12 protein-coding genes and 1 riboswitch are annotated in these 13,807 nt (G+C 72.7%); of the genes, 3 read left to right on the forward strand and 9 right to left on the reverse strand.

Going from position 1 to position 13,807, the window contains the following annotated elements; genetic code table 11:
* Positions 1-72: 72 nt before the first annotated feature.
* The 8 genes from IAI53_RS13285 to cobO form a co-directional block, all read right to left on the reverse strand.
* Entirely contained in the window at positions 73-1,098 is a 1,026-nt protein-coding gene (locus IAI53_RS13285) for a magnesium chelatase ATPase subunit I (protein WP_187718658.1), read from the reverse strand.
* Positions 1,095-4,865 (reverse strand): cobaltochelatase subunit CobN, encoded by a 3,771-nt coding sequence (gene cobN / locus IAI53_RS13290; RefSeq protein WP_187718659.1) that lies wholly within the window; start codon positions 4,863-4,865, stop codon positions 1,095-1,097. Before cobN ends, IAI53_RS13285 begins: the two co-directional genes overlap by 4 nt.
* A complete protein-coding gene (gene cobW, locus IAI53_RS13295) occupies positions 4,865-5,941 on the reverse strand; it encodes a cobalamin biosynthesis protein CobW (RefSeq protein ID WP_187718660.1) in 1,077 nt (358 codons plus the stop codon). Before cobW ends, cobN begins: the two co-directional genes overlap by 1 nt.
* Positions 5,942-5,958: 17 nt before the next feature.
* Positions 5,959-6,333: a DUF1636 domain-containing protein gene (locus IAI53_RS13300; RefSeq protein ID WP_187718661.1), complete on the reverse strand. Its 375-nt coding sequence runs from the start codon at positions 6,331-6,333 to the stop codon at positions 5,959-5,961.
* Complete coding sequence (locus IAI53_RS13305; protein WP_187718662.1) at positions 6,330-7,127, reverse strand: ABC transporter ATP-binding protein; 798 nt, start codon at positions 7,125-7,127, stop codon at positions 6,330-6,332. Before IAI53_RS13305 ends, IAI53_RS13300 begins: the two co-directional genes overlap by 4 nt.
* Positions 7,124-8,137, reverse strand: a complete 1,014-nt coding sequence (locus IAI53_RS13310) for a FecCD family ABC transporter permease (RefSeq protein WP_187718663.1) — start codon at positions 8,135-8,137, stop codon at positions 7,124-7,126. The genes IAI53_RS13305 and IAI53_RS13310 overlap by 4 nt, the downstream gene beginning before the upstream one ends.
* Before the next feature lie 73 nt (positions 8,138-8,210).
* A complete protein-coding gene (locus IAI53_RS13315) occupies positions 8,211-9,053 on the reverse strand; it encodes an ABC transporter substrate-binding protein (protein ID WP_187718664.1) in 843 nt (280 codons plus the stop codon).
* Positions 9,053-9,664: a cob(I)yrinic acid a,c-diamide adenosyltransferase gene (gene cobO / locus IAI53_RS13320; RefSeq protein ID WP_187718665.1), complete on the reverse strand. Its 612-nt coding sequence runs from the start codon at positions 9,662-9,664 to the stop codon at positions 9,053-9,055. The genes IAI53_RS13315 and cobO overlap by 1 nt, the downstream gene beginning before the upstream one ends.
* Before the next feature lie 160 nt (positions 9,665-9,824).
* A riboswitch (cobalamin riboswitch) is annotated at positions 9,825-10,046 on the reverse strand.
* 105 nt (positions 10,047-10,151) lie between these two features.
* Here cobO and acuR point away from each other — a divergent pair.
* From acuR to IAI53_RS13335, 3 genes are read left to right on the forward strand one after another with little or no spacing between them, the layout of a single operon-like run.
* Positions 10,152-10,787 carry an acrylate utilization transcriptional regulator AcuR gene (acuR, locus tag IAI53_RS13325; RefSeq protein ID WP_187718666.1) on the forward strand — a complete coding sequence of 212 codons (636 nt, stop codon included), beginning with the start codon at positions 10,152-10,154 and terminating at the stop codon, positions 10,785-10,787.
* 56 nt (positions 10,788-10,843) lie between these two features.
* Positions 10,844-11,827 carry an acrylyl-CoA reductase (NADPH) gene (gene acuI, locus IAI53_RS13330; protein WP_187718667.1) on the forward strand — a complete coding sequence of 328 codons (984 nt, stop codon included), beginning with the start codon at positions 10,844-10,846 and terminating at the stop codon, positions 11,825-11,827.
* Positions 11,828-11,883: 56 nt separating this feature from the next.
* The gene (locus IAI53_RS13335; protein ID WP_187718668.1) at positions 11,884-12,462 is read left to right on the forward strand and encodes a peroxidase-related enzyme; all 579 of its coding nucleotides are present in this window, start codon (positions 11,884-11,886) and stop codon (positions 12,460-12,462) included.
* Between the two features lie 139 nt (positions 12,463-12,601).
* Here IAI53_RS13335 and IAI53_RS13340 read toward each other — a convergent pair whose 3' ends face one another.
* Positions 12,602-13,783, reverse strand: coding sequence for an FIST signal transduction protein (locus IAI53_RS13340; protein WP_187718669.1), 1,182 nt, complete (start codon positions 13,781-13,783; stop codon positions 12,602-12,604).
* Between the last annotated feature and the right edge of the window lie 24 nt (positions 13,784-13,807).

The following is a 13,807-nucleotide window of genomic DNA, read 5'->3' on the forward strand; positions in this document are numbered from 1 at the left end:
GTGCCTTGCGCCCGCGGCGCGCGGGGTTTCCGCCGCGTCCGCCAGCGCCCGGGCCGGGCGCCGACGGACGCGTCAGGGCTTTTTTGCGGAGAGCGGCCTCACGTTCTTCACTGCGCGGATCGGCACCGCCTGCGGCGGCAGCGCGCCCCAGTCGTCGGCGCTGTCCGCGGCAGGCGGCGGGTTGTCGGGCTGCTGCGACTGGCCGCCTTGCGGGTGCGGGGCGTCGGCCGGTTCGTCAGCGCTGTCGTCGGCCTTGCGGCGGTGGGCGAGCACCAGCTCGGCGACCGCGTCGATGTCGGCTGCGGTGATGGTGCCGCGGCCGTCCAACGCGGCGTGGGCGCGGGCGGCGCGCAGCATGACCAGATCGGCGCGCACGCCTTCGACCGCGGCGGCATGGCACAGCGCGGCGACCCGTTCGTGGTCGGCGTCGCCGAAGGCGATCGCGGGAAGCGCCGCGCGTGCGGCGGCGATGCGTGCGGCGAGTGCCTGCTGGGCGGGGGCGTGGCGTGCGGCGAAAGTGGCCGGGTCGGCGTCGAAGGCCAGGCGCGCGCGCACGATGGCCTGGCGCTCGGCGGGCGCGAGGGTGTCGCCCAGGCGCACGAACAGGCCGAAGCGGTCGAGCAGCTGCGGGCGCAGCTCGCCTTCCTCCGGGTTCATGGTGCCGACCAGGGTGATGCGCGCGGCGTGGGCATGGCTGATGCCGTCGCGCTCGATGCGGTTCACGCCGCTGGCGCACACGTCGAGCAGCAGGTCCACCAGGCCGTCGGCGAGCAGGTTCACCTCGTCCACGTAGAGCACGCCTTCGTGGGCGCGCGCGAGCATGCCGGGGCGGAAGCGCACCTGGCCGCCCTGCAGCGCGGCTTCGAGGTCCAGGGAGCCGACCAGCTGCTCTTCACTGGCGGAGAGCGGCAGGTTCACGAAACGCCCGCCCGGCAGCAGCGCGGCGAGCGCGCGCGCGGCGGTGGACTTGGCCGTGCCGCGCGGGCCTTCGACCAGCACGCCGCCGATCAGCGGATCGACGGTGGCCAGCAGCAATGCGGTTTGCAGCAGCGGCTGGCCGTGCAGGGCGGTGAAGGGGAAGGGGGTGTCGAGGCTCATCGTTCTTCCAGGTGCTGTTCGGCGGCGTGCAGGTGCTGCTCGACGCGTTCGCGGTAGTCGCCGGGTGCGGCCCACAGGCCGCGGTCCATGGCTTCGAGCAGGCGCTCGCAGATCTCGCCCAGGGCGTCGGGGTTGTGGCGGGCGAGGAAGTCGCGGGTGTGCGGGTCTTCCAGGTAGGCGTCGGTGACGCGGGCGTACTGGTCGTCGCGCACCACGCGCGCGGTGGCGTCGTAGGCGAAGAGGTAGTCCACCGTGGCGGCGATCTCGAAGGCGCCCTTGTAGCCGTGGCGCTTCACCCCGTCTATCCACTTGGGGTTGGTGATGCGGCTGCGCACCACGCGGCTGATCTCTTCTTCCAGCGTGCGGACCACCGGCGCGCCGGGGTTGCTGTGGTCGCCGAAGTAGAGCGCCGGCTGCGCTCCGCCAAGGTGGCGCACCGCGGCGCTCATGCCGCCGTGGAACTGGTAGTAGTCGTCGGAATCGAGCAGGTCGTGCTCGCGGTTGTCCTGGTTGTGCATGACCAGCTCGATGCCGGCCAGCCGCCGCGCGAAGGTGTCGCGCGCCGCGCTGCCGTAGTCGTCCTGGCCGTAGGCGTGGCCGCCCCACTCGAGGTAGGCGCGCGCGAGGTCGGCGTCGTCGTCCCAGTTGCGCCCGTCGATCAGGCCCTGCAGGCCGGCGCCGTAGGCCCCGGGCTTGGCGCCGAACACCCGGTGGCCGGCCTGGCGGCGCGCGCTGGCGGCGTCCAGCCCGTCGGCGGCGAGTGCGGCGGCCTCGCGCTCGATGCGCGCGCGGATCGGGTTCACCTCCTCGGGTTCGTCGAGCGCGGCCACCGCCTGCACCGCTGCGTCGAACAGGCGGATGACGTTGGCGAAGGCGTCGCGGAAGAAGCCCGACACGCGCAAGGTGACGTCGATGCGCGGGCGGTCGAAGAGCGACATCGGCAGGATCTCGAAGTCGCTCACCCGCTGGCTGCCGTCGGCCCACTTGGGGCGCACGCCGATCAGCGCGAAGGCCTGGGCGATGTCGTCGCCGCCAGTGCGCATGGTCGCCGTGCCCCACACCGACAGGCCGATGGCGCGCGGGTAGTCGCCGTGCTCCTGCAGGTAGCGCTCGACCAGGCGTTCGGCCGAGCGCAGGCCCAGGGTCCAGCTGGTCTGGGTGGGCACCGCGCGGGTGTCGATGGAGTAGAAGTTGCGCCCGGTGGGCAGCACGTCGGGGCGGCCGCGGGTGGGCGCGCCGCTGGGGCCGGCGGGCACGAAGCGGCCGGCCAGCCCGCGCACGAGCTGGTGGAGTTCCTCGCCGCCGCAGGCGTCCAGGCGCGGGGCGAGTTCCGTTTCGATGCGGGCCAGCACTGGGCGGGTGTGCGGCCAGTCGGTCTCCGGCGTGGCGGGCAGGCCGCGCTTCAGCACGTCGAGGGCGAGCAGTTCGAGGCGCTCGCGGGTGTCGCCGGTGGTGCGCCAGGGGCCGGCGTCGCGCACGGCGAGTACCGCCGGGCACGGGCCGCCCCAGGGCGCGCCCCAGTCGGCATCGAGCGGATCGAAGCCCTCGCCCAGCGCGAGGTCGGCGGCCAGCGCGCGGGTCAGGCCCTGGCGCGCGTCGCGGCCGTCGCCCGCCGGGTGGCGGGCGAGCGCGAGCAGGGTGTCGCGGCGCAGGCGCCCGGCGGGCGAGGCGCCGAACACGTGCAGGCCGTCGCGGATCTGCGCTTCCTTCAGTTCGCACAGGTAGGTGTCGGTGCGGTTGAGCAGTTGCTGCTCTTCCTCGGCGTTGCGCGGCGCTTCGAGGCCCAGGTCGCGGTGCAGGTCGTGGCGCACGATGTGGGCGAGGATCTGGCGACGCAGCTCGGCGGCGCGGCGCGGGTCGAGCATCAGCGCCTCGTAGTACTCGTCCACCTGGCGTTCCAGATCGCGGGTGGGGCCATAGCTCTCGGCGCGGGTCAGCGGCGGCATCAGGTGGTCGATGATCACCGCCTGGGCGCGGCGCTTGGCCTGGGTGCCTTCGCCGGGGTCATTGACGATGAAGGGATAGAGATGCGGCATGGGGCCGAAGACCAGATCCGGCCAGCATTGTTCGGAGAGCGCCACGCTCTTGCCCGGCAGCCATTCCAGGTTGCCGTGCTTGCCGACATGCACGATGGCGTCCGCGCGCCAGGCCTCGCGCAGCCAGCAGTAGAAGGCGAGGTAATGGTGGGGCGGCACCAGGTCGGGGTCGTGGTAGCTCGCCGAGGGGTCGAGCTGGTAGCCGCGCGCCGGCTGGATGCCGACGAAGACCCGGCCGCAGCGCAGGCCGGCGAGCATGAAGCGCCCGGCGCGCAGCATCGGGTCGGCCTCGGGCGGGCCCCAGCGCTCGACGATGGCGGCGCGGTTGGCGGCCGGCAGGGTGGAAAAGAAGGCGAGGTAGTCGGCCAGCGCCAGGCTCTGGCGCGCCGGGCGCACCGCCCAGTGCTCGGGGTCGTTGGTGACGCCTTCCTTGAGCTTCGCCATCAGCGCGTCGCCGTCAGCCGGGATGGCGTCCACCGCGTAGCCCTCGTCGGCCAGCCGGCGCAGGATGTTGATCACCGAGGCCGGGGTGTCGAGGCCCACGCCGTTGCCCAGCCGGCCTTCGCGGGTCGGGTAGTTGGCCAGCACCAGCGCGAGGCGCTTGTCCGCGTTGGGCCGCGTGCGCAGGCGGCACCAGCGCTGCGCGAGCTCGGCGACGAAGGCCATGCGCCCGGGTTCGGCGCGGTATTGCACCACGTCGCTCTGGGTGCGCTCGCAGCGGCGCTCCAGGCCCTTGAAGCTCACTGCGCGGGTGACGATACGCCCATCCACCTCGGGCAGCGCGATGTGCATGGCGATGTCGCGCGGCGCGAGGCCGTGGGCGTCGGCCCGCCAGACCGCCTCGTTGCCGCCGGAGAGGATGAGCTGCAGCACCGGCAGGTCGCCCGCCAGCGCGTGGTCGCCCGGCTCGTCGAGCGCCGAGCGCGCGAAGGCGGTGGTGTTGAGGATCAGCGCGGCGTCGTGCTCGGCGGCGAGCCTGCGCAGGGTGTCGATGCACAGCGCGTCCTTCAGCGAAGTGAGCGCGATCGGCAGCGGGTTCAGGCCGCGCGCGGCGAGCGCCGCGCACAGGTGGGCGAAGGCGGCGGTGTTGCCGGCCTGCAGGTGGGCGCGGTAGAACAGCACCAGCACGCAGGGCGCGCCGGGCGTCCAGTCGTCCTGCCATGCAGCGACGCTGCCCAGGTCGTGGCGCGGGTGGAAGACCGCGACGTTGGGCAGCGCGCGCGGCGGTTCGGGCGCCTCGCCGCGGCCGAAGTAGCGCGCGCCGAGGAAGCGGTAGAAGTTGCGCGCGTTGGCCGGGCCGCCTTCGCGGAGATACCGCCACAGCGTGCGCGCGTCGTCCATCTCCACCGTGCCCTTCATCAGCAGGTTGAGATCCTCGCTGGTGTCGCCGGAGAACATCGCCAGCGCGATGCCGCGCGCGCGGGCGAGCTCGCCGACCCGCTCGGTGCCGTAGGGCCAGTAGCTCTCGCCGCCCAGGTGATCGATGACGATCACGCGGGCGTGCTGCAGCACCTCGTCCAGGTAGAGGTCCACCGAGGCCGGCTGGCGCAGGTGCAGCAGGTTCGCGAGGCGCACCGCGGGGAAGCCGTCGCCCGGGCAGGCCGCGGCGAGCAGCGCCAGCGTGGTGTCGGCGGCGCTGAGCACGACGATCTCGGCCGGGTCCTGCGCGATGCGCGTGACCACCGAATCGTCCTCGACGAAGCCCCCCGGCTGGGCGGCGAGCAGGTGCATCAGGCGGCCTCGGCCAGCGCCGCGCCCTGCAGCGCGCTGGCGAGCGCGGCGGCGTCCAGGTCCTGGCCGATCAGCACCAAGTGGGTGCGGCGCGCCTCGTCGGCACGCCAGCGGCGGTCGAAGTAGCTATCGAAGCGGCGGCCGACGCCATGCACCACCAGGCGCATCGGCTTGTCGGCGAGGGCGACGAAGCCCTTGATGCGGTACAGGGTGTGGGCCTGCACCAGCTCGTGGAGGATGGCGAGCAGGCGCTCGCGATCGACCACCGGCAGCTCGACCGAGATCGACTGGAACGCGTCGTGATCGTGGTCGTGGTCCTCGCCTTCTTCGTGGTCGTGGTGGCTGGCGCGCAGGTGGATGTTGTCCTCGGCGGCGGCTTCCAGGCCGAGGATGAGATCGAGGTCGACACGGCCCTGCTCGCTCGCCACCAGCTTGACCTCGGGCGGCAGCTCCTCGCGCACCAGCGCTTCGACCGCGGCGCGCGCCGCGTCGTCGGCGAGGTCGGTCTTGGACAGGATCACCAGGTCGGCGGCGGAGAGCTGGTCCTCGAACAGCTCGTGCAGCGGCGACTCGTGGTCCAGGTTGGGGTCGGCGCGGCGCTGGGCGTCGACCGCCAGCGGGTTGGCGGCGAACTGGCCGGCCGCGGCGGCGGGCACGTCCACCACGGTGATCACCGCATCCACGGTGCACGCGTTCTTGATCTCCGGCCAGTTGAAGGCCTGCACCAGCGGCTTGGGCAGCGCCAGACCGGAGGTCTCGATGAGGATGTGGTCGATGTCGTCGCGGCGCGCGATCAGCTCGCGCATCACCGGGTAGAACTCCTCCTGCACCGTGCAGCACAGGCAGCCGTTGGCCAGCTCGTAGAGCTCGCCGGCCTGTTCCCGGCCGTCCTCTTCGCAGCCGATGCCGCAGCCGCGCAGGATCTCGCCGTCGATACCGAGTTCGCCGAACTCGTTGACGATCACCGCGATGCGCCGCCCGCCGGCATTGGCGAGGATGTGGCGCAGCAGCGTGGTCTTGCCGCTGCCGAGGAAGCCGGTGACGATGGTGGCGGGGATCTTGGCTCGGGTGGACATGGGGTTCTCCGGTTCGGTTACAGGTCGTCGCCCGGCGGCGGCACGCGGGCGACGAAGTGGCCCTTGACGCCCTCGGGCCATTGTTTGAAAGGCACCACGCCGCGCTCGGCGGCCTGGTAGCCGGCGGCGTAGTCGAGCAGCGCGTCGGCCGCGGCCGCGTCCGGGGCGAAGTCGCCCAACACGTAGGCGTACTTGCCGGGCGCACGCAGGGCGACGGTGCAGTGGCGCTTGCAGGCCATCAGGCAGGCGGTGCGTTCGAGCCGCAGCGCGGGCGCGGGGCGCGCGGCGAGGCGGGCTTCGAGCTGGCGCGCGAAGCGCTCGCCCGGGCGCTCGCCGTCGGGCGCGGCGGCGTCGTAGCCGCAGGTGGCGCACACGATCAGCGTGGCGCTCATCGGGCCGCCTCCGCTTGCAGCGCGGGGTCGGGCTCGGGGCGGCAGCGCCAGGGCAGGACGTAGGCCTGCGCCTCGTGCTCGCCGTGCATGGCCTGCACCTGGTAGACGCGCTGCAGGTTGGCCGGGGTGAGCACCCGGCGCGGTTCGCCGCAGGCCACCGCGCGGCCGGCGTGCATCAGCAGCACGCGGTCGCAGAAGCGGCTGGCGAGGGTGAGGTCGTGCAGCACCACGACGATGCTGCGGCCGAGCGCGCACTGGCGGCGCAGCAGCTCCATGACGCTGAGCTGGTGGTAGGGGTCGAGCGCGGCGACCGGCTCGTCGGCGAGCAGCAGCGGCGCTTCCACCGCCAGCGCGCGGGCCAGGCGGGCGAGGGCGCGCTCGCCGCCGGAGAGGCGGTCGAGGCGGCGCTCGGCCAGGGCGTCGAGATGCATGTGGGCCAGCGCCGCGTCCACCGCCGCGCGGCCGGCAGCGTCATTGCGGCCGTGGGGCAGGCGGCCCAGCGCGACGAAGTCGCGCACCGTGAGCGGCCACGCGGCCTGGTCGCCCTGGGCCAGGTAGGCGAGCCGGGTGGCGCGCGCCTGGGGCGACAGGCGGGCGAGCGCGGTGCCGGCAAGACGCGCCTCGCCCTCGTGCGGGACGAGCTGGGCGAGGGCGCGCAACAGGCTGCTCTTGCCCGCGCCATTGGGGCCGATCAGGCCGAACAGCTCGCCGCGCGCGATGGCGAGCGAGACCCCGTCTACCAGGGTCGCGGCGCCGCGGCGCAGGGTGATGGCGTCGGCTTCGAGCAGGGTCACGGCTGCGCTCCGATGCGCTCGCGCAGCACCAGCGCGAGAAAGAAAGGCGCGCCGATCAGCGCCGTGACCACGCCCAGCATCAACTCGAAGCCGCCGCTCACCAGGCGCAGCACCACGTCGGCGGCGAGCAGCAGCAGCGCGCCGCCCAGCGCGCTGGCGACCAGCAGGCGCGCTGGGTGGTAGCCCACCGCGCGGCGCAGCATGTGCGGCACCACCAGGCCGACGAAGCCGATCGCCCCGGTCACGGCGACGCTGGCGCCCACGCACAGGGCGGTGCCGAGCACCACCCGCGCGCGCAGGCGGGCGAGGCTCACGCCCAGGCTGGCGGCCTCGTCCTCGCCCAGCGTCAGGGCGTCGAGCGAGCGCGCGCAGGACAGCAGCAGGGCGAGGCCGGTGAGCACGAAGGGCAGTGCCAGGCGGATTTCGTCGAAGCTGCGGTCGGCCAGCGAGCCGAGCAGCCACAGCACGATGTCCTGCACGTCGGTGGGGTTGGGGGCGAGGTTGATCGCCAGCGAAGTGAGCGCGGCGGCGAGCGAGGACAGCGCGACCCCGGCGAGGATCAGCGTGAGGTTGCCCGCGCCGCGGCGCGCGACCAGGTAGAGCACCGCGGTGGCGAGCGCGGCGCAGCCCATCGCCGCGGCCGGCAGCAGCCAGATGTTGATCGCGGCGAAGCCGAAGTACAGGCACAGCACCGCGCCCAGGCTGGCGCTGGCGCTCACTCCCAGCAGGCCGGGCTCGGCGAGCGGATTGCGCAGCAGGCCCTGCAGCGCGGCGCCGGCCATGCCCAGCGAGGCGCCGACCAGGATGGCGAGCAGCACGCGCGGCAGGCGGATCTCGGCGACGATGGTGTGACGGCGCTGCAGCAGTTCGTCGGCGACCGTGTCGCCGCCCGGCAGCAGGGCGCCGGCGATGTCGGCGAGGCCGAGCGGCACCGGGCCGATGGCGAGCGAGGCCAGCGCGAGCAGCGCCAGCGCGGCGAGCAGGGCGCCGTTCAAGCGGGCGCTGCTCATTGGGCACCCTTGGCGCTGCGCGCCGTCCCGCCAGGCGGGAGCGAGCGCTGCTTGGGGCGGCCCGGCGCAGCGCTCATCGGTGCGCCTCCTTGGAGGTTACGCGGCGCAGGCCGGCGGCGAGCTCTTCGGCGGCCTCGACCAGCTGCCAGTTGCTGCAGCCCCAGTCGTTGTGGGTGAGCGCCAGCGTCGGGCGGGTGGCGGCCACCTCCCGCATCTGCGGATGGCGGCTCAAGCCGGCGCGCGCGTAGGCGCCGTCGTGCACCATCTGGCTGGTGACCAGAAGTTCGGGCGGGTTGGCGACCACCTCTTCCAGCGCGGCGCGGCCCCAGCCCTGGCGCCCGTTCGCGGCGGCGTGGTTGGCGAGGCCGGCGGCCTGCAGCACCGCGTCCACATGGGTGCCGGCGCCGGCGGTGCCGCCATTGGGGCGCAGGTAGAGCGCGCTCGGGCGTGTAGCGTCGCCCCGCAGGGCGGCCAGCCGTGCCTGCACCTCGCCGACCAGGGCCTCGGCGGCGGCGCCGCGGCCGATGGCCTCGCCCACCTTGCGCGTGCTGGCGAAGATGCCGTCCCAGTCGTTGGGGAAGGGCACGGTGACGATCGCAATGCCGTGGCGGGCGAACAGCGCCTGCTGGTGGCGTGCCTGCCAGCGTCGCGAGGCGAGCACCACGTCGGGCCGTGCGGCGATCACTTCCTCGGCGCTGCCGCTGTTGGCGGCGAAGTGCGCGGCGCGCGCGGCGAGCGAGGAGCGCGCCGGGTCCTGGCTTTTCAGGGACACCGAGACGATCTGCGCCGGGTCGGCGAGCGAGAGCAGCAGCACGTCGGCGCACAGATTGGTGGACATCACCCGCGGCAGCGGGCCGGCTGCCGCCGCAGCGAGCGGCGCGGCAGCCAGCAGCAGGGCGGCGAGCCGGTGGCGCATCAGAAGTCGATGCCGGCCTGGGCCTTCACGCCGGCCTTGAAGGCGTGTTTGCGGTCGGCGATCTCGCTTACCGTGTCGGCCAGCTCGACCAGCTCGGGCTTGGCGGCGCGGCCAGTGACGATCACGGTCTGCATCGGCGGGCGGTTCGCGATCGCAGCCAGCACCTCGGCGGTGTCGAGGTAGTTGTACTTCAGCATGTAGGTGAGCTCGTCGAGCAGCACCAGGTTCACCGCCGGGTCGCGCAGCATGCGCGCGGCCTGCGCCCATGCCTCGTCGGCAGCGCGCTTGTCGGCGTCCCAGTTCTGGGTGTTCCAGGTGAAGCCGGTGGCCATGGCGTGGTATTGCACGCCGGCGCCGGCCGGGCTCTGCTGCAGGAAGGTGACCTCGCCGGTGGCCTGGGTGCCCTTGATGAACTGCACCACGCCGGTGCGCTGGCCGTGGCCGAGTGCGCGGTACAGGGTGCCGAAGGCCGAGGTGGTCTTGCCCTTGCCGTTGCCGGTGATCAGGATGACGATGCCGCGTTCTTCCTGGGCGCGTGCGATGGCGGCGTCGACGACGTCCTTTTTGCGCTGCATGCGCTCGTTGTGGCTGTGCTTCTTGTCCTCGTCCATGGTCGGCGCTCCGAGTGTTCATGTCGAAGGTGCCGGGCGGGGAAGGACGAAACACGTCGGGCAGGACCGTTACGGACGGCTGCCCTGCACTGCGGCTGGCGAATGCTCGGGCTGAGGCGCCCACGGACCAGTCGGTGAATCGCCCACACCCCGGGGCACCTACCTTGTCGTCGATCGGGTCGGTCTTCTGGCTCGCCGTCGTCCGGAGGCCGCCGCCTTCCCGGGCGCGAGGGCCCAGTGGCGTGTGTGGCGGCTCCGTCAGGCTTACAGCAGCGGGGGCTGCGCCGGAATGGCGGGCGCGTTGTGCGCCGGCGTCACCGGACTTCCCGTTTCACCCCGGAGCGCGGATGCGCGACGGGGCTCCTGATCGATGCAGTGCGCAATATACGGCAAGCGCCTCGCGTCGGGCAATCTGTTCGGGGAGCCTTGGGCGAACGGCGGGCGACGGTCTTGCATTTTTCTAGACGAGCGGTCTAATATTCAGCCCATGGAAGCGCCCCCCGCCCTGCGCCGCCGTCCCGGCCGCCCCCCGAAACGCATCGACGACCGCCTCGATACCCGCGAGGCGCTGGTGCGCTGCGGCACCGAGGTGCTCACCGAGAAGGGCTTCGCCGCCACCGGCATCGACGAGGTGCTGCGCCGCGTGGGCGTGCCCAAGGGCTCCTTCTATCACTACTTCGACAACAAGGAAGCCTTCGGCCGCGCGGTCATCGACCAGTACGCCGCCTACTTCGCGCGCAAGCTCAACCGCTGCTTTTTCGATGCCTCGCGCCCGCCGCTGGCGCGCGTGCAAGCCTTCGTGGACGACGCCTGCGGCGGCATGGCGCGCTACGAATTCCGCCGCGGCTGCCTGATCGGCAACCTCGGCCAGGAGATGGCGGTGCTGCCCGAGGCCTACAGGGCCCGCCTGGAGGAGGTTTTCGAGGACTGGCAGGCGCGCCTGGCCGCCTGTCTGCATGAGGCCCGCAAGGCGGGAGAGATCGCGCCGCATGCGGACTGCGAGGCCCTCGCGGCCTTCTTCTGGATTGGCTGGGAGGGTGCGGTCTTGCGCGCCAAGCTCGCGCGCAGCGAGGCGCCACTGCGGCAGTTCGCCGCCGGCTTCCTCGCCGGCCTGCCGCGCTGATTCTTTTTACGAGTATTTCTAGACGACCGGTCTAGAACCACATGGAGGAGATGGACATGTTCAAGGCAATCCTGATTGAGAAGGACGACGCCGGTTACCGCGCACAACTCACCGAGCTGGCCGACGACGCGCTGCCGGAAGGCGACGTCACCGTGCGTGTGGCCTACTCGACGCTGAACTACAAGGACGGCCTGGCGATCACCGGCAAGGGCCCGGTGGTGCGCAAGTTCCCGATGGTGCCCGGCATCGACCTGGCCGGCACGGTGGAAGCCAGCAGCCACCCGGACGTCGCCGTGGGCGATGCGGTGGTGCTCAACGGCTGGGGCGTGGGCGAAGGTCATTGGGGCGGCCTCGCCCAGCGCGCCCGCCTCAAGGGCGACTGGCTGGTACCGCTGCCGTCCGCATTCACCGCCCGCCAGGCGATGGCCATAGGCACCGCGGGCTATACCGCGATGCTGTGCGTGATGGCGCTCGAACGCCACGGCGTGACCCCGGACCAGGGCGAGATTCTGGTGACCGGCGCCAACGGCGGGGTGGGTAGCGTGGCGGTGGCCGTGCTGGCCAAGCTGGGCTACACCGTGGTGGCCTCCACCGGCCGGCCGGACGAGGCCGACTTCCTCAAGACCCTGGGCGCCGCGGAGATCATCGACCGCGCCACCCTCAACGCCCCGGGCAAGCCGCTGGCGCGCGAGCGCTGGGCCGGTGCGGTGGACACCGTGGGCAGCCACACGCTCGCCAACGTGTGCGCCAGCACCCGCTACCGCGGCACCGTCACTGCCTGCGGGCTGGCGCAGGGCATGGATTTCCCCTCCACGGTGGCGCCCTTCATCCTGCGCGGTGTGACGCTGGCCGGCATCGACAGCGTGATGGCGCCGCGCGCCGAGCGCCTGGAGGCCTGGCAGCGCCTGGGGCGCGACCTGGATGTGGCCAAGCTTGAGCTGATCACCAGCGAGATCGGCCTGAGCGAGGTGATCGACACCGCCGGCCGCCTGATGGCCGGCCAGGTGCGCGGCCGCGTGGTGGTGGATGTGAACCGCTGAGCCGCAGGCAGATATTCGACACGCAATACGACGACAACCGTTTCAAGGAGACCAGCATGACCGACAAGATCAGCCGCTTCGCGGTGCCCGACCTCAACGCCCTGCCCGAAGACCTGCGCAACCGCATCCTCGGCGTTCAGGAAAAGGCCGGCTTCATTCCCAACGTATTCCTGATGCTCGCGCACCGCCCGGCCGAGTTCCGCGCCTTCTTCGACTATCACGACGCGCTGATGGAGAAGGATGTCGGCCTCACCAAGGCCGAGCGCGAGATGATCGTGGTGGCCACCTCGGGCGCCGGGCAGTGCCTGTACTGCGTGATCGCCCACGGTGCGGTGCTGCGCATCCGCGCCAAGAACCCGCGGGTGGCCGACCAGCTCGCCACCAACTACCGCAAGGCCGAGATCACCCCGCGCCAGCGCGCGATGCTGGACTTCGCCATCAAGCTGTCCACCCGCGGCGGCGAGATCGAGGAGGCCGACTTCGCAGCCCTGCGCGAGCACGGCTTCGACGACGAGGCGATCTGGGACATCGGCGCGATCACCGCCTTCTTCAGCATGAGCAACCGCCTGGTGCACCTCACCGGCACGCCGCCCAACGAGCAGTTCTACCTGATGGGGCGCGTGCCCAAGGGCTGATCGCCGCCGTCGATGGCGGCGGATGCCGGACCGCGGACGTCGCATGACGGTGCCGATGTAGGAGCGGCCTTGGCCGCGATCGCAACAGCGTTCTTGCCACGCGCCGCATCGCGGCCAAGGCCGCTCCTACGGGGGCGCTTTAGGCCGTGGTGGCAAACACCGTCAGTACCCCGGTGTAGCCGTACAGCCGGTCGCGGGCGATCTCGCCGGCGGCGTAGAAGCCGACCAGCGGCAGGTCCTCGCCGAACGCCTCGCGCAGTGCGCGCGCTTCGGCGTGCGGAGCGCCGAAATGCGCGCCGCCGCGCCCGGTGCAGCTCACGTACAGGGCGCCGGCGGCCTGCCGGCCGGTGCTCGCCAGTTCGGCGCGGATCTCGCTGGCGATGCGTACCAGGTCGGCCAGCGCCGCGCCGGGGTCGCGCCGGCAGAAGGCCAACTGCATGCCGGGGGCGACCTCGTCGGCCACCGCCAGCACCTGCTGCTGCGGGTCGAGGCCGATGATGTGGCGTACCCGGGTGTCCGGGCCGAACAGGCCTGGGGCCAGCGCCAGATCCTCCTCGTCGGCGCACAGGCCGACCAGCGTCCCGGCCAGCGCCTGCGCGGTGATGTCCAGCGGCAGGTCGCCGGCCAGGCCCAGGTCGTCGAGCGCGCAGGACAGCGCGGGCTGGCCGTCGAGCGCGATCACGTAGTTCTCCTGGGCGTGGGTGATGGTGCGCAGCGGCCCGACCGGCTGGCAGCCCTGGGTGACCCGCGAGAGCACGCCTACGCCGGCGTCGAAGGCCACCCCGGAGAGGCCGCCGTCGAACACCTCGCCGGCGATCTGCAGGTTGCGGTTGCGCGCCGCGGACAGGCCGCCGAACAGGTAGCCGGTGGCGGTGCGTTCGGCCAGTTCCTGCAGCAGCTCCTGCAGGTCCGGGGTGCTGCCGTCGGCGTGCACCAGGGCGGTGTAGGGCTGGAAGCCGCCGGTGCCGGGGTGCAGGGGCTGGCGTCCGGAGAACAGGCGGAAGGCGTGCGCCGGCAGCGGGGCGATCATCAGCGCCAGCGCCGGTTCGTCGAAATGCTCGCGGCCGTTGGCGGCCACGCCCAGGCCCACCGTGCCCACCCAGGTCATGCCGGGCAGGCGGCGGTTCAGGCCATGCACGATGTTCTCCGCGTCGGCGGCCAGGTGGTCGGTGAGGTAGCACCAGCCGAGGGTGTATTCCACCGTGTGCCCGCCTTCCTGCCGAGCCGCGAGCTGCGGCGCGAGCTGGGCGACGCAGTCGTCCAGCGCCGCCTGCCAGTCCGCGTTCGCCGCGTGAGCGACGATGAAGCTTGAGGGGGACATGTCCGCGGCCTCCGCGAGTGGGTC

Source organism: Thauera sedimentorum (genome assembly GCF_014489115.1).
GTDB classification, from domain to species: Bacteria; Pseudomonadota; Gammaproteobacteria; order Burkholderiales; family Rhodocyclaceae; genus Pseudothauera; species Pseudothauera sedimentorum.

Bases quoted from the DNA above. Each gene is read 5' to 3' on its own strand.
- IAI53_RS13285 (WP_187718658.1), bottom strand. From the start codon at position 1,098: ATGAGCCTCGACACCCCCTTCCCCTTCACCGCCCTGCACGGCCAGCCG.
- cobN (WP_187718659.1), bottom strand. From the start codon at position 4,865: ATGCACCTGCTCGCCGCCCAGCCGGGGGGCTTCGTCGAGGACGATTCG.
- cobW (WP_187718660.1), bottom strand. From the start codon at position 5,941: ATGTCCACCCGAGCCAAGATCCCCGCCACCATCGTCACCGGCTTCCTC.
- IAI53_RS13300 (WP_187718661.1), bottom strand. From the start codon at position 6,333: ATGAGCGCCACGCTGATCGTGTGCGCCACCTGCGGCTACGACGCCGCC.
- IAI53_RS13310 (WP_187718663.1), bottom strand. From the start codon at position 8,137: ATGAGCAGCGCCCGCTTGAACGGCGCCCTGCTCGCCGCGCTGGCGCTG.
- IAI53_RS13315 (WP_187718664.1), bottom strand. From the start codon at position 9,053: ATGCGCCACCGGCTCGCCGCCCTGCTGCTGGCTGCCGCGCCGCTCGCT.
- cobO (WP_187718665.1), bottom strand. From the start codon at position 9,664: ATGGACGAGGACAAGAAGCACAGCCACAACGAGCGCATGCAGCGCAAA.
- acuR (WP_187718666.1), top strand. From the start codon at position 10,152: ATGGAAGCGCCCCCCGCCCTGCGCCGCCGTCCCGGCCGCCCCCCGAAA.
- acuI (WP_187718667.1), top strand. From the start codon at position 10,844: ATGTTCAAGGCAATCCTGATTGAGAAGGACGACGCCGGTTACCGCGCA.
- IAI53_RS13335 (WP_187718668.1), top strand. From the start codon at position 11,884: ATGACCGACAAGATCAGCCGCTTCGCGGTGCCCGACCTCAACGCCCTG.
- IAI53_RS13340 (WP_187718669.1), bottom strand. From the start codon at position 13,783: ATGTCCCCCTCAAGCTTCATCGTCGCTCACGCGGCGAACGCGGACTGG.